Annotated in this window: 21 protein-coding genes, 1 tRNA gene and 1 pseudogene; 14 read left to right on the top strand and 9 right to left on the bottom strand. The window is 66.9% G+C overall.

Annotated elements, in window-relative coordinates; translation table 11 throughout:
* Positions 1–745 precede the first annotated feature (745 nt).
* The gene (locus J8I34_RS17075) at positions 746–1,594 is read left to right on the top strand and encodes a D-amino acid aminotransferase (RefSeq protein WP_029046341.1); all 849 of its coding nucleotides are present in this window, start codon (positions 746–748) and stop codon (positions 1,592–1,594) included.
* Between the two features lie 53 nt (positions 1,595–1,647).
* The gene (locus J8I34_RS17070; RefSeq protein WP_029046342.1) at positions 1,648–1,923 is read left to right on the top strand and encodes a hypothetical protein; all 276 of its coding nucleotides are present in this window, start codon (positions 1,648–1,650) and stop codon (positions 1,921–1,923) included.
* A gap of 42 nt (positions 1,924–1,965) precedes the next feature.
* Here the strand turns inward: J8I34_RS17070 and dgcN are convergent.
* Positions 1,966–2,889: pseudogene (dgcN, locus tag J8I34_RS17065) on the bottom strand (diguanylate cyclase DgcN/YfiN); the annotation flags it as partial.
* Positions 2,890–3,422: 533 nt separating this feature from the next.
* Between dgcN and J8I34_RS17060 the strand changes: the two are divergent.
* The 4 genes from J8I34_RS17060 (at position 3,423) to J8I34_RS17045 (ending at position 4,911) form a co-directional block, all read left to right on the top strand.
* Positions 3,423–3,626 carry a hypothetical protein gene (locus J8I34_RS17060; protein WP_029046343.1) on the top strand — a complete coding sequence of 68 codons (204 nt, stop codon included), beginning with the start codon at positions 3,423–3,425 and terminating at the stop codon, positions 3,624–3,626.
* A gap of 127 nt (positions 3,627–3,753) precedes the next feature.
* Positions 3,754–4,173 carry a YXWGXW repeat-containing protein gene (locus J8I34_RS17055; protein ID WP_029046344.1) on the top strand — a complete coding sequence of 140 codons (420 nt, stop codon included), beginning with the start codon at positions 3,754–3,756 and terminating at the stop codon, positions 4,171–4,173.
* A gap of 129 nt (positions 4,174–4,302) precedes the next feature.
* Positions 4,303–4,527, top strand: a complete 225-nt coding sequence (locus J8I34_RS17050) for a hypothetical protein (RefSeq protein WP_029046345.1) — start codon at positions 4,303–4,305, stop codon at positions 4,525–4,527.
* A 90-nt stretch (positions 4,528–4,617) separates the two neighbouring features.
* A complete protein-coding gene (locus J8I34_RS17045) occupies positions 4,618–4,911 on the top strand; it encodes a hypothetical protein (protein WP_209806506.1) in 294 nt (97 codons plus the stop codon).
* 61 nt (positions 4,912–4,972) lie between these two features.
* Here J8I34_RS17045 and J8I34_RS17040 read toward each other — a convergent pair whose 3' ends face one another.
* From J8I34_RS17040 to glpK, 4 genes are all read right to left on the bottom strand, one after another.
* Positions 4,973–5,353, bottom strand: a complete 381-nt coding sequence (locus J8I34_RS17040; RefSeq protein WP_029046347.1) for a hypothetical protein — start codon at positions 5,351–5,353, stop codon at positions 4,973–4,975.
* Positions 5,354–5,445: 92 nt separating this feature from the next.
* Positions 5,446–5,805, bottom strand: a complete 360-nt coding sequence (locus tag J8I34_RS17035; protein WP_232232353.1) for an MliC family protein — start codon at positions 5,803–5,805, stop codon at positions 5,446–5,448.
* Positions 5,806–5,859: 54 nt separating this feature from the next.
* Positions 5,860–7,506 carry a glycerol-3-phosphate dehydrogenase/oxidase gene (locus J8I34_RS17030; RefSeq protein ID WP_209806498.1) on the bottom strand — a complete coding sequence of 549 codons (1,647 nt, stop codon included), beginning with the start codon at positions 7,504–7,506 and terminating at the stop codon, positions 5,860–5,862.
* Positions 7,507–7,558: 52 nt separating this feature from the next.
* Complete coding sequence (gene glpK, locus J8I34_RS17025; protein ID WP_209806497.1) at positions 7,559–9,133, bottom strand: glycerol kinase GlpK; 1,575 nt, start codon at positions 9,131–9,133, stop codon at positions 7,559–7,561.
* Positions 9,134–9,188: 55 nt separating this feature from the next.
* On the opposite strand from glpK, the gene J8I34_RS17020 reads away from it, so the two are divergent.
* Positions 9,189–10,124 (top strand): NUDIX hydrolase, encoded by a 936-nt coding sequence (locus tag J8I34_RS17020; RefSeq protein ID WP_209806496.1) that lies wholly within the window; start codon positions 9,189–9,191, stop codon positions 10,122–10,124.
* Between the two features lie 105 nt (positions 10,125–10,229).
* Entirely contained in the window at positions 10,230–11,096 is an 867-nt protein-coding gene (purU, locus tag J8I34_RS17015) for a formyltetrahydrofolate deformylase (protein ID WP_063238204.1), read from the top strand.
* A 109-nt stretch (positions 11,097–11,205) separates the two neighbouring features.
* Here the strand turns inward: purU and J8I34_RS17010 are convergent, their stop codons facing one another.
* The gene (locus J8I34_RS17010) at positions 11,206–11,976 is read right to left on the bottom strand and encodes a DeoR/GlpR family DNA-binding transcription regulator (protein ID WP_029046353.1); all 771 of its coding nucleotides are present in this window, start codon (positions 11,974–11,976) and stop codon (positions 11,206–11,208) included.
* Positions 11,977–12,131: 155 nt separating this feature from the next.
* Here J8I34_RS17010 and J8I34_RS17005 point away from each other — a divergent pair, with 155 nt between their 5' ends.
* From J8I34_RS17005 to J8I34_RS16980, 6 genes are all read left to right on the top strand, one after another.
* A complete protein-coding gene (locus J8I34_RS17005; protein WP_209806495.1) occupies positions 12,132–13,253 on the top strand; it encodes an ABC transporter ATP-binding protein in 1,122 nt (373 codons plus the stop codon).
* A 2-nt stretch (positions 13,254–13,255) separates the two neighbouring features.
* Positions 13,256–14,371: an ABC transporter ATP-binding protein gene (locus J8I34_RS17000; RefSeq protein WP_029046355.1), complete on the top strand. Its 1,116-nt coding sequence runs from the start codon at positions 13,256–13,258 to the stop codon at positions 14,369–14,371.
* A gap of 5 nt (positions 14,372–14,376) precedes the next feature.
* Positions 14,377–15,261: a carbohydrate ABC transporter permease gene (locus J8I34_RS16995; protein ID WP_209775824.1), complete on the top strand. Its 885-nt coding sequence runs from the start codon at positions 14,377–14,379 to the stop codon at positions 15,259–15,261.
* On the top strand, positions 15,254–16,084 hold the full coding sequence (locus J8I34_RS16990; RefSeq protein ID WP_209775815.1) for a carbohydrate ABC transporter permease: 831 nt from the start codon (positions 15,254–15,256) through the stop codon (positions 16,082–16,084). Before J8I34_RS16995 ends, J8I34_RS16990 begins: the two co-directional genes overlap by 8 nt.
* A gap of 31 nt (positions 16,085–16,115) precedes the next feature.
* Complete coding sequence (locus tag J8I34_RS16985) at positions 16,116–16,424, top strand: DUF2160 domain-containing protein (RefSeq protein WP_209775814.1); 309 nt, start codon at positions 16,116–16,118, stop codon at positions 16,422–16,424.
* A 128-nt stretch (positions 16,425–16,552) separates the two neighbouring features.
* Entirely contained in the window at positions 16,553–18,283 is a 1,731-nt protein-coding gene (locus tag J8I34_RS16980; protein WP_209775823.1) for an ABC transporter substrate-binding protein, read from the top strand.
* An 86-nt stretch (positions 18,284–18,369) separates the two neighbouring features.
* Here J8I34_RS16980 and J8I34_RS16975 read toward each other — a convergent pair whose 3' ends face one another.
* The 3 genes from J8I34_RS16975 to dnaQ all read right to left on the bottom strand — a co-directional run bounded on the left by J8I34_RS16975 (position 18,370) and on the right by dnaQ (position 21,558).
* Positions 18,370–20,403 carry a sensor domain-containing diguanylate cyclase gene (locus tag J8I34_RS16975; RefSeq protein ID WP_051320407.1) on the bottom strand — a complete coding sequence of 678 codons (2,034 nt, stop codon included), beginning with the start codon at positions 20,401–20,403 and terminating at the stop codon, positions 18,370–18,372.
* A gap of 257 nt (positions 20,404–20,660) precedes the next feature.
* Positions 20,661–20,735 (bottom strand) — tRNA-Val (locus tag J8I34_RS16970).
* A gap of 91 nt (positions 20,736–20,826) precedes the next feature.
* Positions 20,827–21,558 carry a DNA polymerase III subunit epsilon gene (gene dnaQ, locus J8I34_RS16965; RefSeq protein WP_029046360.1) on the bottom strand — a complete coding sequence of 244 codons (732 nt, stop codon included), beginning with the start codon at positions 21,556–21,558 and terminating at the stop codon, positions 20,827–20,829.
* Positions 21,559–21,560 lie beyond the last annotated feature (2 nt).

The raw sequence follows: 21,560 nt of genomic DNA, 5'->3' as shown, positions 1-21,560 counted from the left end.
CTGCGGGAATTCACGGGCTCAGTTGTAAAGGTTTGTTGCGGTGCGGATGCGCCACAGGCTCTATGCGCCATAGAAAAAAGCCCTCGGCCAGGGTAGTCGAGGGCTTGAAGTAGTGGTGGGCGAGTCGCGGAACCGCCCGTGACGATGGTCGTACAGCCGCATGGATCGCGCATCCCTCTAAATAGAGGTGTTGTGCATGGACGACGGGCACCCGGGGACTCGCGATGCGGCCTTGAAGCACCAACTCGTCGCCAGCTGCACCGGACGCGCATGGTCGTCGCCGCACAGTTGCGCCTGTGAACACTGGCTACGAAGAAGGGTATATGCGCCACGACGCGTATCTTGGGCCCGCTTGCGCGCTATGAACCGGCGCAGGCCTGTTCATGTGATGGCATCGAAAAGAAAAGCCCTCGGCCAGGGCAGGCGAGGGCTTGAAGTGGCGTTGGGCGTGTCGCAGTCCGCCCAAGCCTTATCGTCGTCGTTACCGGTTCGGCGCGCATCCCCAGTTCTGGTGATGCAAAAAAAGCCCGCACGAAGGCGGGCTGCGGGAAAATGCCGAGAGGGGTCAACTCACGACCCCTTGATTCTGGGTGTGAAGTGCTGCAGCGGACACCCCCACATGGGTGATTGGAATCAACGCTTTGCTGCGGCGCCAGGTCTGCGAAGCAATCGATGCAAATTGCGCATAACCTGGCCTTGGCCCCTGTGGAAGAATTGTTTCATTCTCTCCACCGCGTGAAGTCCCATGACCGACCCCGTCGTCCACCTCAATGGTTCCCTGATCCCGCTGTCCGAGGCCCGCATCCCGGTCCTCGACCGCGGCTTTATCTTTGGCGATGGCGTCTATGAAGTCATTCCGTACTACGGTGGCAAGCCGTTCCGCGGTGCGCAGCATCTTGCGCGCCTGCACCGCAGCCTGGAGGCGATCGGGATTCCCGACCCGCACAGCGCCGCGCAGTGGCAGGCGCTGATCGACGAAGTGGTCCGTGCCAACGGCATGTCGGACCAGATGCTCTATATCCAGGTGACGCGCGGCGTAGCACGGCGTGCGCACGCCTTCCCGAAGGAAGTCGTGCCGACGGTGCTGATCATGACCAACCCGATGGCGCTGCCGCCCGCGCACATGCGCGAACAGGGCGTGGCCTGCGTGACGATGGAGGACCGGCGCTGGCTGAACTGCCAGATCAAGTCGACCTCGCTGCTGGGCAACGTGCTGGCCGCGCAGCACGCCGCGGAGCATGGCGTGACCGAGGCGATCCAGTTCCGCGACGGCTGGCTGACCGAAGCCTCGTCGTCCAACGTCTGGGTGGTGCGCAACGGCCGCGTGCTGGCGCCGCCCAAGGACAACCTGATCCTGGAAGGCATCCGCTACGGCTTCATGGAAGAGGTCTGCGCGGCGCTGGAGATTCCGCTGGAGGCCCGCCGGATCGCCAGGGAAGACTTGTTCGCGGCGGACGAAGTGCTGCTGTCGTCGGCAAGCAAGGAACTTCTGCCGGTGGTCACCATCGACGGCCGCACCGTTGGCGCCGGCGTGCCCGGACCGGTCTTCGTGCGGCTCTATGCGGCCTACCAGGACGCGATCGCGGCACTTTGAACCACGCCGGCGCACCGTGCTAGCATGCCAGCGCATGCATCGAGGAGTCAGCCATGGCCAAGCGCGAGCGTGGCCGGCGTGCCCTGCAGGACGAGGTCAGCCGGCGCATCCAGCAAATCTACGAAATCGGCGAGGACGGCGCCAAAGTCCGCGTGCCCGCGCCGGTGCCGCATGCGCGCGATGCCCGCGGCCGCAACTGGGACATGAGCGGCTTTGGCAACGCAACCGGTTATGAGGCCAGCATCCGCGCGGTGGTCGACAAGGTGCGCGACGAGTTCGACCTGAACGAGTCGGTCGAGAACCGCGCGCCGAATCCCTTTGACGTCTGAGCGTTCGGCCACCGGCCGGGGCGGGGAGCAGTCATCGGAAGCTCACGTCGTGACATCCAGGTGCGGCTCGGCGCTTTGCCAGATGCCCCCGGAGCGCCGCTTGGCGCCGTACATGGCCGCATCGGCCGCGTGCAGCAGCGCCTGGCTGGCCTGCGCGTGGACCGGGAACACCGCCAGGCCGATACTGACGGACGCTTGCACCGAGGCGCCGTGGGGCAGCGCGATCGGTTCGCGCCATGGCTTGCAGGATATGTTCGGCGATATGAACGGCGTCGGCTGGCGAGCGCAGGCCCGCGGCCAGCAGCGCGAATTCGTCGCCGCCGATGCGCGCCACGGTGTCGCCATTGCGCAGGCTGGCACGGATGCGCTGCGCCACGGCCACCAGCACCGCGTCACCGGAGGCATGCCCGTGCCGGTCGTTGATGTCCTTGAAGTCGTCGCTGTCGAGATACAGCACCGCCGCATATTCATGGTTGGCCGCGGCATGGCGCACCGCATGCTCCAGCGCTTCGACGAAGGCGGCGCGGTTCAGCAGCCCCGTCAGCGCATCATGGTTGGCACGGTGGGCGAGTGAGCGGTTTTCGTGCTGCATCTGGTTTTGCCACGTCTGCAGCTCATCGAGCAGCCCGTTGAAGTCGTCGCCGAGCGCGTTGAGCTCGGCGATGCGCGCCGGCGGCGTGCGTTGCGCGAAGTCTCGTTCGGAGCGCACCGCGTGCGCCACCCGCATCAGGTTGCGCAACGGCTCGACGATCTGCACCAGCATGCGGCTGGCCAGGTAGTGCGCGCCGACCGCGTCAGCAACAGGCAGCCGAGCAGGCCCAGCGCCCCTCGCAGCAGAAATTGCAGCAGGTTGCGGGGATCGCCGCTGACCCGCAGCAGGCCGACTTGCTGCGCCTGGTGCAGGATAGGCTGATCCGCCGCGTTCATGCTCAGCCATTCGGCCAATGCCTGGCGCAGGCCGGTCAGCTGGGGCGGCAGCACCGCGGGCAGCAACGCGAGCGTGGCGCCCAGCAGGGCAGGCGCCCATCGGCGCAGCAGCGGTCGTCGGCGTGCGGGGGAGATGGGCGTGGCGCTGGCCGGGGCAGGAGCCATGGTTCGGGAAGGTGGAGCGTGTGCGCTGCGATTGTGGTGATTCGGTTACCGCGGCCGCGGCTATTGCCCGGGCGCCGGGTCCAGGCGGCCAAGCGTTCGGACCGGGGGGCGGGCTGCAGGCCGGCGGCGGCCAGTGGACTGTTTATCGGTTGCCGCGACGCTGACTGAAGGGTGGCCCCGCCGCGGACTTGGCGGTGCCGCACGCAACACTTGCATTGGGATCCCCTTCGCCGCCTCGCTGCCAGCCGGCCCCTGCCGACGAGGCCGCCTCCCGGCAAGCCTCCTAGGTCGGGTAAGCCGGGTAAGCCGGGTAAGGGCATGGACCATGTGCTAGAGTTTTCAGACACCTTTGTGTTACGGCACTTCCCTCAACGACGTTTCCAGAACGTTTCTCAAGGAGATGGATCATGACGAGTGAATCCCGGCCGAACCTGAAAGCTTTCGTGCAGACCGCTCCCCAGGCTGGGCGCTATGTCTGGGTGGTCGCGCTGGTCGACTTCGATGCACGGCAGGTCCGTCGCGCCATCGTCTCGGACGACACCTTCACCACCGCGGACGCCGCGCGCGATGCCGGCGAGGCCCAACTCAAGGCGATGGCAGAGGATCACTGATGCCGCCGGCGTGCAAGCGAGTGTTGCGCGCCGGCATCTTTGTGATCAACCGATACCCTTTCTTACATGGCGCCGCGGCGGGCGCGCGCTAGACTGTGCGCGTGTTCCTCCACGAGAAAGGGCGTCCATGACACATCTCACGCTCCGGCCCGTCCGGACTGTTCTGCTGGCGGCCGTACTGGGTTCCGGCCTCACCTTCAGCGCGGCGTCGATGGCCCAGGTGTCGGTCAACATTGCCATCGGCGTGCCGCCGCCGGCTCCGATGTACGAGGCCATTCCCGCCCCGCGCCCTGGCTATGTCTGGATGCCGGGCTACTGGGACTGGGACGACCACCACCATAAGCACGCTTGGAAGAAGGGCCGCTGGGAACGCGAGCGGACTGGCTACGTCTATGAGTCGCCGCGGTGGATCCAGTCGCGCGATGGCTGGGTGCTGGTGCCGGGTCGCTGGGACCAGGGCGGCTCCCATGGCAAGGGCAACGGCAAGGGCAACAAGGGCAAGGATTACCACTGCCCGCCGGGCCACGCCAAGAAAGGCGAATGCTGAGGCGGCTGCGCTGAGGCGTGCACGAGCCGGCGCCCAAGGTGACGCCGGCCATGGTTGCCATGCTACGATCCCCGCCATGACTCCGCGCCCGCAGGCGCAGGGCGTATCGGCATGGATCCGGAGGTAGCGATGGCAAGGCACGTCTTCACGCGCGCGCAGTATCTCGACATCCTTAATGACAGCCTGCGCAAGCATCCCGGCTGGCAACCCGGCATGGCCTTTGTCTTCCTGCCGCCGGGCGCGGATGCCAGCCAGGCGACGGCGGTAGGCTGCACCGGCCCGATGGACGCCATCCCGGTCTACGCGGAAATCCAGCGTGTGGCGGCCGAACTGATCGAAGTCAGCGACACGTAGCGCGCGACCGTGGCATGTTCCAGCGCGCAGGCGTTGCCGTGCCCGGCTCCAGCCTGCGCGTACAATGCCGGCCTCGACAGACTTTCGGAAATTGCCGTGAAGAAAACGGACCTGGAAAAGAATAAGGGCCTGAAGATCGCCAACAGCCTGAAACAGGCCTCGGCGGCCCGGGGCGGGATTGCTGGCGCCGCCGGGGCGCGGCCGGACCGACGTGAACAGCGCCGGCTGGACCAGGAGCAGGGCCTGGTGCCGTTCGCGTGCAAGCTGGACGGCACGCTGGCGCGGCGCCTGCAGGCGCTGGCCGCCAATCATCCCGGTGGCATGACCGGCCTGCTCAATGAACTGCTGACGAGCGCGCTGCCGCCGGAGCAAGACCAGGCCTGATAAAGGCGCGGCCGCGCAGGCAGGCGGCCGCAACGATCCGGCGGGGCCGGAAGCGGGTGGGTCAGTCCTCGTCCTCCTCGTCGAGGAATTCGCGGCGCAGCATCCAGTTGGCGATGGCTTCGTCGCAGATGCGCTTGAACTTCTGCTTGTCCGGCATCTTGTCGAACAGCTGGAAGTTGACCAGCGCCATGCCGGCGTCGGTGATATAGAACATCCGGCGTGGATCGTCATGATGGACGATGCGGCCGTCGATGGCGTCTTCCTCGCTTTCGGCCGGCATGTCTTCCAGCTCGACCACGCGGCAGGTAAAGCGCGGGCTGCGGGTGTGGGTCAGATACTCGAACTCGTCGTGCATGACCTCGCCGCTTTTGCCGGCGATAACAGCGAAGCCCCAGATAAAGCGGGGCATCGGCAGATCGGACAGATCTTCAATCTCGTCCATGGTGTTCTCCCTGATTCAATCCCGCATTATCGCCCGGAACGCCGTTGCCTCAAACGTTGGCGTCGGATCCGGCCGCGATGCGTGCCCGCCCGCTAGGGCTTGGCCTGGCAGTTCGACAGCGCCGGCGCGGCGTTTTCCTGCTGCATCAGGTCGCGCAGCGTGCCGGTATCGCCCTTGGTCCACCACTCGTAGCGCCCGCCGACATAGCGCGCGCCGGACGCCGAGACCGTGGTCACCGCCAGCACCGGCTTGCCGTCCAGCCGGAACACGGCGGCCTGGTTGTCCGCGCTGTGGAAGTAGCGCACGGTCAGCGTCCTGTCGCCGTCGCATTGGTAGCGCACGGTACGTACGTCGCTAAAGCGCACGCCGTCGATGCCAGGGGCTCGCGCGGCATCGGCGCCGCCAACGGCGGCCAGCAAGGCAAGCAGCACCACACCGCGGTTTGCGTTCAAGGGCGGGCGGCTCATGGTCGATGGGCCTTTTCCTGATGGTTTGTGTCAGTCGGGTCAGACGCGGGCGGTGGCGGCCGGTTCCTCGGGCTGCGGAGCGCCTTCCAGTATGTAGCCGGCGGCTAGCGCGCGGAAACTGTCGAGCTCGCGCGCCTGCCAGGCCTCGCTTTCCCCGAACTCTTCGGCCAGGACCGCGGCCACCGCCGGCGCGGCCTGCAGCGCGGCGCGCGCGTCGAGGAACAGCAAGCGGTTGCGGCGCGCCAGCACGTCTTCAACGCGCCGCGCCAGTTCGTGCCGGGCCGCGAAACGGACATGGGCTTCGGTCAGGCCTGATGCCGCCGCCAGCACGCGCTCATGGCCGGGCAGGGCGCGCAGCGTGGCCAGCTCATTGCCGTAGTAGCGGTCCGGCGCGGCCGCATCCGCCAGCGGCAGTTCCGCCGGCAGCCCGGCGGCGCCGTGCAGCGGCAGCTCGGCGGTCACGCATGGCGCGGCGCGCACCATCTGCCGCTGGATCGCGGTGTCGATCACGTCTTCCGCCATCTTGCGATAGGTGGTCCATTTGCCGCCGGTGACCGTGATCAGCCCGGCCTTCGAGACCAGGATCGTATGCTCGCGCGACAGCGATGCGGTGGACGCTTCGCCGGTAGCCTTGACCAGTGGCCGCAGCCCGGCCCAGACGCTGGTGACGTCGGCGCGGGTGGGATCCTTGGCCAGGTAGCGCGACGCGGTCTCAAGGATGAAATCGACATCGTCGGCACCGGCATCGGGCTCAAGCGGCAGGTCGCGCCGCGGCGTATCGGTGGTGCCGACAATGGTATGGCCGTTCCACGGCACCACGAACAGCACCCGGCCGTCGTCGGTCTTGGGGATCAGGATGGCGCGCTCGCCCGGCAGGAAGCTGCGCGGCAGCGTCAGGTGCACGCCCTGGCTCGGGGCCACCAGGGTGCGCGCATGGCCGTCTTCCATCTGGCGCACCGCGTCGACCCAGACGCCGGTGGCATTGATCACGCAATCCGCGCGCAGCCGGAACGTGGCACCGCCCAAGGCGTCCTGGACGGTGACGCCGCTGATCACGCCGCCTTGCTGGCTCAGGCCGGTCACGCGCATGTAGTTGAGCGCGGTGCCGCCCACGTCGAACAGCGTGCGCATCAGCGCCACCGCCAGCCGCGCATCGTCGAACTGGCCGTCGAAATACAGGTTGCCGCCGCGCAGCGGGCGCCCGCTGACATGCTCGGCCAGGTTGGGGACGGCGGCCAGCACCTCGCGGTGGTTCAGCCAGCGGCTGCCGGCCAGGTTGAGGTTGCCCGCCAGCATGTCGTAGAGCTTCAGGCCAATGCCGTAGATGGGCTGGTCGAACATCTGGTACGCCGGCACCACAAAGCCCAGCGGCCACACCAGGTGCGGCGCGTTGCGCGCGAGCAGGCCGCGCTCGTGCAGGGCTTCGCGCACCAGGCCGATATTGCCCTGGGCCAGGTAGCGGACGCCGCCGTGCACGAGCTTGGTGGCCTTGCTCGAGGTGCCCTTGGCGAAATCGGCGGCTTCGACCAGCAGCGTGCGGTAGCCGCGCGAGGCGGCATCGACCGCGGTGCCGAGGCCGGTGGCGCCGCCGCCGATGACGATGACATCCCAGCGCGGTTCGCGCTCCAGGGTGGAGAGCAGGGCGGCCCGGGCGGGGGGCTGGGTCGGGGTGGAGACTTTCTGCATGGCGCTTGGTTCGGAGTGTGTACGGTCTTGGCGGAGCGGGGGCGGCCGGCCCTCAGCCGTGGCCGCCGGCGTCCTCCTCGCGCGCCCAGTCGCGGGCGCGCTCGACGGCGCGGTGCCAGCGCGCCAGCCGGTGGCCGCGTTCGTCGGCGGACAGGTTGGGCTCGAAGCGGCGCTCCACCTGCCATTGCTGCGCGATCTGTGCCGGGTCGCTCCAGTAGCCGGTGGCCAGGCCGGCCAGGTACGCGGCGCCCAGCGCGGTGGTCTCGGTCACGCGCGGACGGACCACCGCCGTGCCGAGCAGGTCGGCCTGCATCTGCATCAGCAGGTCGCTGCGCGAGGCGCCGCCGTCCACGCGCAGTTCGGCCAGCGCGATGCCGGCGTCCTTCTGCATGGCTTCCAGCACGTCGACGCTCTGCAGCGCGATCGACTCCAGCGCCGCGCGCGCCAGCTGCGGCCTGCCGGTGCCGCGCGTCATGCCGACCAGCGTGCCGCGCGCGAAGGCGTCCCAGTGCGGCGCGCCCAGGCCGGCAAAGGCCGGCACCAGCACCACGCCGCCGGTGTCGTCGCACTGGCGCGCGAGCGGCTCGACCTCGGGCGCGCTGTTGATGATCTGCAGGCCGTCGCGCAGCCACTGGATGGTGGCGCCGCCCATGAAGACGCCACCTTCCAGGCAATACTGGGTTTGCCCGCCGAACTGCCAGCCGATGGTGGTCAGCAGCCGGTTGTGCGATGCCACCGGCTCGGTGCCGGTATTCATCAGCAGGAAGCAGCCCGTGCCATAGGTGTTCTTGGCCATGCCTGGCGACAGGCAGGCCTGGCCGAAGGTGGCCGCCTGCTGGTCGCCCGCGATGCCCGCGATCGGAATCTCCACGCCGAACAGCCGCGCCGCGGTGCGCGCCACCTCGCCACTGGACGGCACCACCTCGGGCAGCAGCGCATGCGGGATGTCGAGCAGCGCCAGCAGCGTGTCGTCCCACTCGAAGCGGTGGATATTGAACAGCATCGTGCGCGAGGCGTTGGACACGTCCGTGACATGGCGCGCGCCGTCGGTCAGCTGCCAGATCAGCCAGCTGTCGACCGTGCCGAACGCCAGCTCGCCGCGCTGCGCACGTGCGCGGGCACCCTCGATGTTGTCTAGCATCCAGCGCAGCTTGGTGCCGGAGAAATACGCATCGACGATCAGCCCGGTCTTCTCGCGGAACAGCTCGCCATGGCCGGCGGCCTGCAGTGCCTCGCACATCGGCGCGGTGCGGCGGTCCTGCCAGACCAGCGCGCGGCCGACGGGCTCGCCGGTCTTGCGGTCCCACAGCACCGTGGTTTCGCGCTGGTTGGTGATGCCGATGGCGCGCACCTGCGTGGCCGTGATGCCGGCGTCGGCCAGCACTTCGTGCGCGACCGCAAGCTGAGACTGCCAGATTTCGTACGGATCGTGTTCGACGTGGCCCGGATGTGGGTAGTATTGGCGGAACTCGCGCTGTGCCAGCCGCACCACGCTGCCGGCGTGGTCGAACAGGATGGCGCGCGAGCTGCTGGTGCCCTGGTCGAGCGCCAGGACATAGCGCGGTTCTGAGCCATGCCGGCCTGGGCCGGCGTGCTGCGCCTGGGCTTGCGTTGCTGCCTGGTTCATGCGTTCAATCCTGAAAATGACAAGATGCGCCGGCCCGGCCGGCCCCCGATCCGACATGGCCGAAATCTTTTCCCTGCCGCCCACAGTGCCGTCCGGCGATCCTTCCGGCGTTCCGTCCAACAATAGCAGCGCCGATGCCAGCCACATGGCGCGCATCGCCGCCTCGGTGGCGGCGCGCACCGGCTTCGATCCCGCCAGCAAGCTGCGCCTGGTGGTGGCCGGCCAGCAGGTCGGCTGGCTGCCTCGGTCCCATGCCGCGATACTGCGCGGCATGGGCTGCATCCTCGGCCCGGAGGAGGGCGTCGCGGATGGCACCGCCGCGGTGGAATTGCTGCCGGGACGCTCCGGCTTCGACGTGCTGAGCGCCGCGCTGGCCGCGCTTGCGCACCAGCTGGCCGATGCCGGCCACGTGCGCGGCTGGCGCCATGAACTGTTCGCGGTCACCGCGGCGCTGGACGCGCCCGCGCTGGCGGCGGTCGAGCGGGCGGCCGCGCGCTTCCTGGGATTGCTGACCTTTGCCTCGCACATGAACGGGATCGTGGACACAGCCGATGCCGGCGGCGGCCCCGTGCTGTGGATCTCGCGGCGCAGCCCCGCCAAGTCGGTCGACCCCGGCATGTGGGACAACCTGGTCGCCGGCGGCATGCCGCACGGCAGTGATCCGCTGGCCACGCTGGTGCGCGAGTGCGAGGAAGAGTCCGGCATCCCGCCGGCGCTGGCCGGGCGCGTGCAGCCGCACGGCATGATCGAGGTGCTGCGCGACCTGCCCGAAGGCGTGCAGTGGGAACAGGTCTATGTCTATGACCTGATGCTGCCGCCGGGATTCGTCCCGCGCAACCAGGACGGCGAGGTCAGCGAACACAGGCGCGTGGGGCTGGCCGCATTGCTTGATATCATGTCGAGCGGCGCCATGACGGTCGACGCCACGCTGGTGACGCTGGATGCCCTTCGCCGGCGCGGCTGGCCGGGCACCGAAGACCGTCGCGCTTGAGCTTGCGCAGCGGGCCTGGCCCGCGCTTGCAAGGCTTTCACTGCCTTCACGGCCTTCATGGCCTTTGCGCTCATACACCGCGCCTCTCCGACAGAACCACACACCATGAGCACCACCGGATTTATCCTGACCCTTTCGTGCCCCGACCAGCCGGGCATCGTCCACGCCGTCTCGGGCCTGCTGTTCCAGCACGGCTGCAATATCGTCGACTCGGACCAGTACGGCGACGCGTACACCGGCCGCTTTTTCATGCGGGTGCACTTCAGCGCGGCTGCCGGCGGCCCGGACCTGGGCACGCTGAAGGCAGCGTTCGCGCCGGTGGGCGACCAGTTCGGCATGCAGTGGGAGCTGAACGACGCCTCGGTCAAGCCGCGCGTGATGATCATGGTGTCCAAGATCGGGCACTGCCTGAACGACCTGCTGTTCCGCGCCAAGGTGGGCGGCCTGCCGGTCGAGATCGCGGCGATCGTGTCCAATCACCGCGACTTCTATCAGCTGGCCGCGTCGTACGACGTGCCGTTCTTCCACCTGCCGCTGATGAACGCCTCGGCCGAGCAGAAGGCCGCGCAGGAGGCGCGCGTGTTTGACGTGGTGCAGGAGCAGAAGATCGACCTGGTGGTGCTGGCCCGCTACATGCAGGTGCTGTCCGACGACCTGTGCCGCAAGCTGGCCGGCCGCGCCATCAATATCCACCACTCGTTCCTGCCCAGCTTCAAGGGCGCCAAGCCTTACTACCAGGCGCACGACCGCGGCGTGAAGCTGATCGGCGCGACCGCGCACTACGTCACCGCCGACCTGGACGAGGGCCCGATCATCGAGCAGGAAATCGAGCGTGTCGACCACAGCATGGACCCGGACCAGCTCACCGCCGTGGGTCGCGACGTGGAATGCGTGGCGCTGGCCCGCGCGGTCAAGTGGCACGCCGAACGCCGCATCTTGCTGAACGGCCACAAGACTGTGGTGTTCAAGTGAGCCTGGGGTTGTCTTCCCAGCGAATGATGCGCCAATACGACTCGAATTAGCGCGAACGGAGAACCCGGCTGCCGCTGCTGCGGCAGCTTTGGTTCGCCTTGCGGCAGGCTCATTCCCGCTCCGCCACCACACACTTCACCCCACTGTCGGCCAGGATCCGGTCGAACGGTGCCGCCAGCGGCTCATCGGTGAACAGCCGGTCCACCTGCGACACATGCGCCAGCTCCACCATGGCCTGGCGGTTGAACTTGCTGGTATCCGCCGCCAGCCATACCTCGCGTGAATGCTCGATGATGGTCCGCGCCACCTTGACCTCGCGGAAGTCGTAGTCGCGCAGCGTGCCATCGGTCTCGATGCCCGAGATTCCGATCAGGCCGATATCCACCTTGAACTGCCGGATGAACTCGACCGTGGCCTCGCCGACGATGCCGCGGTCGCGCGAGCGCAGCACGCCGCCGGCGACGATGACTTCGCAATCCGGGTTGTCCGCCAGGATATTGGCCACGTTCAGGTTATTGGTGATCACGCGCAGCCCGCGGTGCTGCATCAGCTCGCGCGCGATCTCCTCCACCGTGGTGCCGATGTTCAGGATCAGCGAGCAGCCCTCCGGCACCGCCTTCGCCACCGCGCGCGCAATGCGCGCCTTGCCCTCGGCATTCAGCACCTGCCGCTGCCGGTAGGCGATGTTCTCGGTGGTGGAGCCCTCCGCCCGCACGCCGCCATGGAAGCGCGCCAGCATGCCGTTCTCGGCCAGCAGGTTGACGTCTCGCCGCACCGTCTGGAGCGTGACGCCGAACTTGCGCGCAAGTTCGTCGATGGAGGCAAAGCCCTGGCTGCGGACTTCTTCGAGCAGGGCGGTCTGGCGGGGATTGAGCGTCATGCCGGGATTCTAGTTCAAACAGAAACGAAAACAAATGATGCGGTGCACACTTGTTTTCTTTTCGTTTTGTTACTAAAACGGTCGGAAGCCAAGAATTGTGCGCCTGCCTCACGCGAAAGCGGTGAAGCGGAAAGCATATCGAACATGGAGACCGGATGCAGCTGAGTTTGGAGGCCGTGGCGCAGCGCGCAGGTTCGCAGGCGTATCTCTATCCGATGACGCTGGCGCCGGTTCCCGGCGCGGTGACCATCCTGCTGGGCGCCACCCAGGCGGGCAAGACTTCGCTGATGCGCGTGATGGCGGGGCTCGATCGGCCCAGCGCCGGCCGCGTGCTGGTCGACGGCCGTGACGTCACCGGCGTGCCGGTGCGCGAGCGCAATGTGTCGATGGTCTACCAGCAGTTCATCAACTACCCGTCGCTCAAGGTCTTCGACAACATTGCCTCGCCGTTGCGGCTGCGGCGCAAGGGCGTTTCCGGCGCCGACATTGCCGCGCGTGTGCGCGAACTGGCGGCGCGGCTGCATATCGACCATCTGCTCGACCGCTATCCGTCGGAGTTGTCGGGCGGCCAGCAGCAACGCGTGGCGCTGGCGCGTGCGCTGGCCAAGGAAGCGCCGCTGATGCTGCTGGACGAGCCGCTGGTTAACCTGGACTACAAGCTGCGCGAAGAACTGCGCGAAGAATTGTCGCAGCTGTTCGCGCATGGCGATGCTACCGTGGTCTATGCCACCACCGAACCCGGCGAGGCGCTGCTGCTGGGCGGCCACACGGCCGTGCTCGATGCCGGCGAGCTGCTGCAGTACGGGAGGACCGCCGACGTCTTCCACCATCCCGATTCGCTGCGCGTGGCGCGCGCGTTCAACGATCCGCCGATGAACCTGGTCGCGGGCACGCTCAACGGCGGCTGGGTCACCCTCGCCGGTGACATCCCGGTGCCGGTACCCGGGGCCGGTGGCGGTGACGGGCCGGTCACCGTCGGGGTGCGGGCATCCGCGCTGCGCCTGGCCGGCGAACCGGGCGCGGTTGCGGTGCCGGGGCGCGTGGCGCTGGCCGAGCTGTCGGGCTCGGACACCTTTGTCCACGCCGATACGCCGGTGGGCAATCTGGTGGCGCAGTTCGCCGGCGTGCTCGACCTGCGGCTGGGGGAACCGGTGTCATTGCACCTGTTGCCTGACCAGATCTACCTGTTCGACGTGGCCGGGCGCCGCATCCATGCGCCGCGCCGGCCCGGCGGGCTGGCGGCGGATGTGCCGGGCGGCGCGGCAGCCGGGGGCTGACGATGGCACGCATTGAGCTTGACCTGGCGCATTCCTACCTGCCGCATCCGCGCAACGATGACGACTACGCGCTGCTGCCGCTGAAGTTCACCTTCGAGGACGGCGGCGCCTATGCGCTGCTGGGTCCGTCCGGCTGCGGCAAGACCACGCTGCTGAACTGCATTTCCGGGCTGCTGCGGCCTTCGCACGGCACCATTGCCTTCGACGGGCGCGACGTCACCGGCGCCACGCCGCAGGCGCGCAATATTGCCCAGGTGTTCCAGTTCCCGGTGATCTACGACACCATGACCGTCGGCGAGAACCTGGCCTTTCCGCTGCGCAACCGCGGCGTGCCGGAGGCGCAGGTGCGCGAGCGCGTCGGCCGCGTGGCCGAGATGCTGGACCTGTCGGCCACGCTGGACCGGCGCGCCAGTGGCCTTGCCGCCGACGCCAAGCAGAAGATCTCGCTTGGCCGGGGCCTGGTGCGGCATGACGTCTCGGCGATCCTGTTCGACGAGCCGCTGACGGTGATCGACCCCCAGCTGAAATGGCAGCTGCGGCGCAAGCTCAAGGAGATCCACCACGAATTCCGCCTGACGCTGATCTACGTCACCCACGACCAGACCGAGGCGCTGACCTTCGCCGACCAGGTGGTGGTGATGTCGCGCGGCAAGGCGGTGCAGGTGGGGCCGGCCGATGCGCTGTTCGAGCGGCCGGCGCATACCTTCGTCGGACATTTCATCGGCTCGCCCGGCATGAACTTCCTGCCGGGCCAGTGGCGCGACGACGCCATCGAGGTGGCAGGCCGGCGCTACACGCCACCGCTGGCGCCATCGGTGGCCGCAGCCTTGCGCGCGGCGGGCAGCTTCCGCATCGGCGTGCGGCCCGAGTACCTGCAGCTGGCACCGGAGCGCGAGGAGCGCGCTATGCAGGCAGTGCCGATACAGGTGCAGCGCGCGCAGGACATCGGCACCTACTGGCTGGTGACCGGCAGCGTGCAGGAAGCGGGCGCGCAGGCCGGGACGCTGCGTGCCCGCCTGGGCGCCGAGGCAGCCGCATTGCGGCCCGGTGACACGGCCTGGCTGTCGGTCTTCAACCGCCATACCTGCTACTACGTCAACGAGGAACTGGTGTCATGAAGCCCATGAAGCCCGTTAGCCAGAAGGCCTGGCTGCTGGTGTTGCCGGTGGTGGCATGCGTGGCGTTCTCGGCAATCCTGCCGCTGATGACCATCGTCAACTACTCGGTTCAGGACATCATTTCCCCCGAGCGGCGCGTCTTTGTCGGCACCGAATGGTTCCGCACCGTGCTGCGCGACGGCGAACTGCACGACGCGTTGCTGCGCCAGCTGGGCTTCTCGCTGGCGGTGCTGCTGGTGGAGATCCCGCTCGGCATCCTGCTGGCGCTATCGATGCCGGCCAGGGGCTGGAGGGCGTCGGCGGCGCTGGTGATTATCGCGCTGTCGCTGCTGATCCCGTGGAACGTGGTCGGCACCATCTGGCAGATCTTCGGGCGCACCGATATCGGCCTGCTCGGCGCCGCGCTCGAGGCGATGGGCTTCGACTACAACTACACCGGCAGTGCCTTCGATGCCTGGGTGACGGTGCTGGTGATGGATGTCTGGCACTGGACCCCGCTGGTGGCGCTGCTCTGCTATGCAGGCCTGCGTGCGATCCCCGACGCCTACTACCAGGCCGCGCAGATCGATGGCGCCTCGCGGCTGGCGGTGTTCCGCCATATCCAGCTGCCCAAGCTGCGCGGGGTGCTGATGATCGCGGTGCTGCTGCGTTTCATGGACAGCTTCATGATCTATACCGAGCCGTTCGTGCTGACCGGCGGCGGCCCCGGCAACGCCACCACCTTCCTGTCGCAATACCTGACGCAGAAGGCGGTGGGCCAGTTCGACCTGGGCCCGGCGGCTGCGTTCTCCATCGTCTATTTCCTGATCATCCTGCTCCTGTGCTTCATCCTCTACAACTGGATGCAGCGCGCGGGCACGGCCGGCAGCGAGGACATGCCCAATGGTTGAAATCCGCACCCAGGCAACCACCACGACATGGTGGCGCGCCGGCTTCCTGCTGGTCTACCTGCTGTTCGCCATCGTGCCGATCTACTGGATGGTGAACATGTCGTTCAAGACCAATGAGGAGATCGTTTCCACGCTGTCGCTGTGGCCGGCCGAATTCACGCTGGAGCACTACAGGACTATCTTTACCGACCCGTCGTGGTACTCCGGCTACCTCAACTCGATGATCTACGTGGCGATGAACACGGTGATCTCGATCGTGGTTGCCCTGCCGGCGGCGTATGCGTTCTCGCGTTACCAGTTCATCGGCGACAAGCATGTGTTTTTCTGGCTGCTGACCAACCGCATGACGCCGCCCGCGGTGTTCCTGCTGCCGTTCTTCCAGCTGTACAGCACCATCGGCCTGATGGACACGCACCTGGGCGTGGCGCTGGCGCACCTGGTCTTCAACGTGCCGCTGGCGGTGTGGATCCTGGAGGGCTTCATGTCGGGCGTGCCGCGCGAGATCGACGAGACCGCCTACGTCGACGGCTATTCCTTCCCGCGCTTTTTCCTGGCCATCTTCCTGCCTCTGATCAAGGCTGGCGTGGGCGTGGCGGCGTTCTTCTGCTTCATGTTCAGTTGGGTGGAACTGCTGCTGGCGCGCACGCTGACCTCGGTCAACGCCAAGCCGATCGTGGCCACCATGACGCGCACGGTGTCGGCGTCGGGCATGGACTGGGGCGTGCTGGCCGCGGCCGGCGTGCTGACCATCGTGCCGGGCGGCATCGTGATCTGGTTCGTGCGGCATTACATCGCGAAGGGCTTCGCGATGGGGCGCGTGTAGATACGCGAACGCGAGACAAGGAGACATGGCAATGCTGAGCTGGATGGTGTGGACGACACCGGTCGCGGTGTTCTTCGCCTGCATCGTAGTCATGCTGATCGGCATGACCATCTGGGAAATCCGTTCGCCTTCGGTACTGCGCAAGGGCCTCCTGCCGATCGCCACCACGCGTGGCGACCGGCTGTTCATCGGCCTGATGTGCGCGGCGTGGGTCAACCTGGCATGGGTCGGGCTGGGCGAGAAGGTCACCGCATGGCTGTCCCTGGCCGAGGAACCGTCCGTCTGGATCAGCTTCGGCGTATCGATGCTGGTACTGGCGTTGATCCTGCGCAAGGGCTGACCGAAGCATCGGAACCAGCTTCCGCATCGATGGGCGATAGCGGTACAGCGGCTTATCCCTGCCCCGGGGCCGCCATCCAGACCATAGCCGGGGAGGGGAACCATGAGGAGACACCGATGAAAGTGCACGTGAAGTTGGGGATGACAGCCCTTGCCTGCGCGGCTGCGCTGGCTTGCGGCACCTCCGCCCTGGCGGGCGAGGCGGAAGCGAAGAAGTGGATCGACAATGAGTTCCAGCCGTCGTCGCTGTCCAAGGACAGGCAGCAGGCGGAGATGAAGTGGTTCATCGACGCCGCCGCCAGGCTCAAGGCCAAGGGTGTCACGCAGATCAACGTGGTGTCCGAGACCATCACCACGCATGAGTACGAGTCCAAGACACTGGCCAAGGCCTTCGAGGAAATCACCGGCATCAAGGTCAACCATGACCTGATCCAGGAAGGCGACGTGGTCGAAAAGCTGCAGACCTCGATGCAGTCCGGCAAGTCGATCTACGACGGCTGGATTTCCGATTCGGACCTGATCGGCACGCACTATCGCTATGGCTCGATCCTGCCGCTGACCGACTACATGAACGGCGCCGGCAAGGAGTGGACCAACCCGGGCCTGGACGTGAAGGATTTCATCGGCACCAAGTTCACCACCGCGCCGGATGGCAAGCTCTACCAGCTGCCCGACCAGCAGTTCGCCAACCTCTACTGGTTCCGCGCCGACTGGTTTGCGCGCAAGGACCTGCAGGACAAGTTCAAGGCCAAGTACGGCTACGACCTGGGTGTGCCGACCAACTGGTCCGCCTATGAAGACATCGCCAATTTCTTCACTAACGACGTGAAGGAGATCGACGGCAAGAAGGTCTACGGCCACATGGACTACGGCAAGAAGGACCCCTCGCTGGGCTGGCGCTTCACCGATGCCTGGCTGTCGATGGCGGGCACCGCCGACAAGGGCCTGCCCAACGGCATGCCGGTCGACGAGTGGGGCATCCGCGTGGCCGAGGACAAGTGCACGCCGGTCGGCGCTTCGGTCGCGCGCGGCGGTGCCACCAACAGCCCGGCGGCGGTCTATGCGCTGACCAAGTACATCGACTGGATGAAGAAATACGCTCCGCCGCAAGCGATGGGCATGACCTTCTCCGAGGCCGGGCCGGTGCCGGCGCAAGGGCAGGTGGCGCAGCAGATCTTCTGGTACACCGCCTTTACCGCCGACATGACCAAGAAGGGCCTGCCGGTGGTCAATGCCGACGGCTCGCCCAAGTGGCGCATGGCGCCGTCGCCGTACGGCCCGTACTGGAAGCAGGGCATGCAGAACGGCTACCAGGACGTCGGCTCGTGGACCTTCTTCAAGAACACGGATCCCAACAAGCTCGCCGGCGCGTGGCTGTACGCGCAGTTTGTCACGTCGAAGACGGTGTCGCTGAAGAAGTCGCTGACCGGACTCACCTTTATCCGCGACAGCGACATCAACCACGACTACCTTACCAAGAACGCGGCCAGGTATGGCGGCCTGATCGAGTTCTACCGCAGCCCGGCGCGCGTGGCCTGGACGCCGACCGGCACCAACGTGCCTGATTATCCAAAGCTGGCCCAGCTATGGTGGAAGAATGTGGCCACCGCGGTGACCGGCGAGAAGACTCCTCAGGCCGCGATGGACACGCTCGCTGACGAGATCGATCAGGTGATGGCACGGCTGCAGCGCGCCGGCATGAGCAACTGCGCGCCCAAGCTCAACCCGAAGGGCGACCTGGCCAAGTGGCTGTCGAACGACCACGCGCCGTGGAAGAAACTTGCCAATGAAAAGCCGAAGGGCGAGACCATCCCCTACGACAAGCTGCTGCAGGCATGGAAGGAGGGCAAGGTGCGCTGACCGCGGCGCCGGCCAGGCCGCAAGGCCTGGCGCCGGGCGCGATGTCACCTGCAGCGGGCGCCTGGTGCGCCCTTTATTTTTATCCGTTAGGCGGGCAAGCCGGCAGGCTCCAGGGAAGGCGTCGGTACTACCCCCGCTTGGGCATTGTCCGCAGGGGCGCAAGCGGGCTGGGCAGCATAGCACGCCTTGCCGTGCCGCTTGGCCTCGTACAGCGCCATGTCGGCGTGCATGAACAGCTCGCTGACAGTCACGACCTGGCGTCCTTCGTGCATCGCCGAGCCGACACTGGCGGTGACCGACAGCGAATGCCCGTCGATCACCAGCGGCATGCGCGCGCTCTGCACGATAGCGTTGGCGACCGATTCCATCACGCCGCGGTCGGATACCCCGTCGAGGATCACCGCGAACTCGTCGCCACCGATGCGCGCGACCGCATCGCCCTTGCGCACGCAGGCACGCAGGCGCTGTGCAAAGGCCACCAGCAGGCGGTCCCCGGCAGGATGGCCGTAGCTGTCGTTGACCGCCTTGAAGTCGTCCAGGTCGACCAGCAGCAGGGCCAGGGCGCGGCCGCCGGCACTCGTGCGCGCCATGGATTCCGCCAGGCGCCGGTCGAAGCCCTTGCGGTTGAGCAGGCCGGTGAGATGGTCGGAGACGGTCTGTGCCTCCAGGTTGCGCAGCTTCTGGCGCTCATGCGTCACATTGCGCGCAAACATGTGGAGGCCGGCCACGGTGTCCTGGGCGTCGTTCCAGGCCGGCTGGTAGGTGACTTCCATGCACTCGTTGCCATCCGGGCTTTCGCGCGTGAATGTCACCGCGTGGCCGGCGAAGGCCCGTTCGAGGTACGGCTGGCAGGCCATGTATTCCTGGGTGCCCCACAACTCGCGCAAGGACAGTCCGACGATCTGCTGCGCCGGCACCCCATAGTGCTGCGCGTAGGCCTGGTTGACGAAGGCGTAGCGCTGTTGCCGGTCGATGAACGAGACGAAGTCCGGCACGTGGTTGGCAATGGCCTCGATGCGCTTTTCGCTCTCGGCGGCACGGTCCTTGGCGGCCTTCAGTGCGGCCTCGCGCTCGGACAACTGCGCAACTACCTCGGCAAAACTGGTGGCAAGCTCGCCGATTTCGTCCGCCCGGCCGGTCGGCAGGTCCGCCAGTGCCGACGGGTTGGCGGCCATCTCGCGCACGGCACGGTGCAGCCGCTGCAGCGGCGCCAGCAGCCGGCGCATCACCAGCCACATCAGCGCGGCCGCGAACAGGAGCGATACCCCGGCAACGACCATCGTGCGCTGGCGCACATCGACCAGCGCCGCGTAGGCCTCGGCCGCTGGCAGCACGGCAACCACTTCCCAGCCGTTGGACTGCAACAGGTAGCGCGCCACGATGGGTTGCGTCGGCCTGGCCACTTCCAGCATCGAGGCGGGACGTTCGGCGCCGCAGGCCTCGTCGACCGCGCGCGCCGGCGTCAGCACGCGTGTGGAATCGGGATGCATGGCGTAGCGCGGACTGGCACCCGCCGAAACCAGGCAGAAGCTGCCGGTGACGCCGACCCGGCTGTGCGTCAGCTCGCGCAGGAAATTGCTGGCGGACAGATTCAGTACGCCGCCGACCACGCCGCGCAATTCGCCGTTGGGCCCGTGCAGCGGCACGGCCAGCACCATGCCCGGTGCGTTGGTCAGCTTGCCCTGGATCAGGTCCGACACCGCGAGCGGCTGGCCACGCAGGACATCACGGAAATAGTCGCGGTCGTCCACCCGCAGGCGCATGCTGTCCGGCACGGCGGTGCTGAACACCAGCTGGCCGTCGGGCGCGGCAAGGAAGATGGCGTTGAACTGCTCCGGCATGTCGACCAGGGCTTCGGCGGCACGCCGCAGCTCGGCCGGCCTGGCTGCAAGCATCGGCGCCAGCTGCCGGGCCACACGGCGCAACATCGCTGCACGGCTTTGCACCTTTTCGTCCAGTTGCTCCGCCACCAGTTCAACCAGCGTGTCCTGCTGCTGCTGCCGCACGTGCTTGAGGCTCTCGTAGGCGTAGTACTGGGCGTACAGGGCGCGCAGCACGATGATCAGCGTCACCACACCCGCCGTGGCGAACGCCATCCGGTACTTCAATGAGTGCTGCATGATTGACATCTTTCTTGTGCGCACTGACCCGTGGCCCGGTCCCAGGGCTTGTCTTGTTGCCTCGCCCATTGCTCGAGCCGTGCGTTCAAGATTAGCAGATGTCAAGGATCAATTCGAAACTGTTTGCAACAAGAATAAAGAGGCTGTTGCAGGTGTGCGGGAGGGGTGATGGAGGGCGCATTTTGCGCCCTCGAGAAGTGGGCGCGGGGGAGGCGGGAAAGAAAAAAGCCAGCGCGAAGCTGGCTTTTCCTGAATGCTGGTGGGTGGTACAGGGATTGAACCTGTGACCCCTGCCGTGTGAAGGCAGTGCTCTACCGCTGAGCTAACCACCCCTTTCTGCATCGTCGTTGCCGTCGTGCAGCAGAGAAATGAGATTATGCAGGGCTCCCTGTATCTTGTAAAGCCCTTTTCCAAACTTTTTGCTCAGGCAGCCAGTGTGCCGGGTTCCTCGGCAGTGTCTTCCTGCCATACCGTCTTGCCGCCGCTGGCCTTGTCCAGGCCCTTCAGCACGTCGATATGGGCTTCAAGTTCTGCTTCGGTGGCGCGCAGCACGGGCAATACCAAACGCGACAGGTCGGCCGTAGCCGCGGCTCCGCCTGCACCGGCGCTGCTGTCCATCGTGTCGATCACCAGCGAATTCTGGCCGCGGGTCATCGCCAGGTAGACCTCGGCCAGCAATTCCGCATCGAGCAATGCGCCGTGCAGCGTGCGATGCGCGTTGCTGATTCCCAGCCGGTCGCAAAGGGCGTCAAGGGAGTTGCGCTTGCCGGGGAACATCTGGCGCGCTTCGCGCAAGGTATCGATCACATTGCCGACATGTTCGCGGAACGGCGGCATGCCCAGCAGCTGGAATTCCATGTCGAGGAAGCCCAGGTCGAACTGCGCGTTGTGGATGATCAGCTCGGCATCTGCGACGAATTCGCGGATTTCGTGCGCGACCTCGGCAAAGCGCGGCTTGTCTGCCAGGAACTCGACCGTGATGCCGTGGACGGCGATCGCGCCTTCGTCGATGTCGCGCTCCGGGTTGACGTAGAAGTGCAGGTGGCGCCCCGTCAGGCGGCGGTTGAGCAGCTCGACGCAGCCGATTTCGATCAGGCGGTCGCCGGTGGCGGCATTCAGGCCGGTGGTTTCGGTATCGAGAACGATTTGTCGCATGG

The sequence above is a fragment of the Cupriavidus phytohabitans genome (assembly GCF_017815025.1).
GTDB lineage: Bacteria > Pseudomonadota > Gammaproteobacteria > Burkholderiales > Burkholderiaceae > Cupriavidus.
The sequence above is the reverse complement of the archived record's forward strand: the minus strand, read 5'-3'. Positions and strand labels throughout refer to the sequence as shown.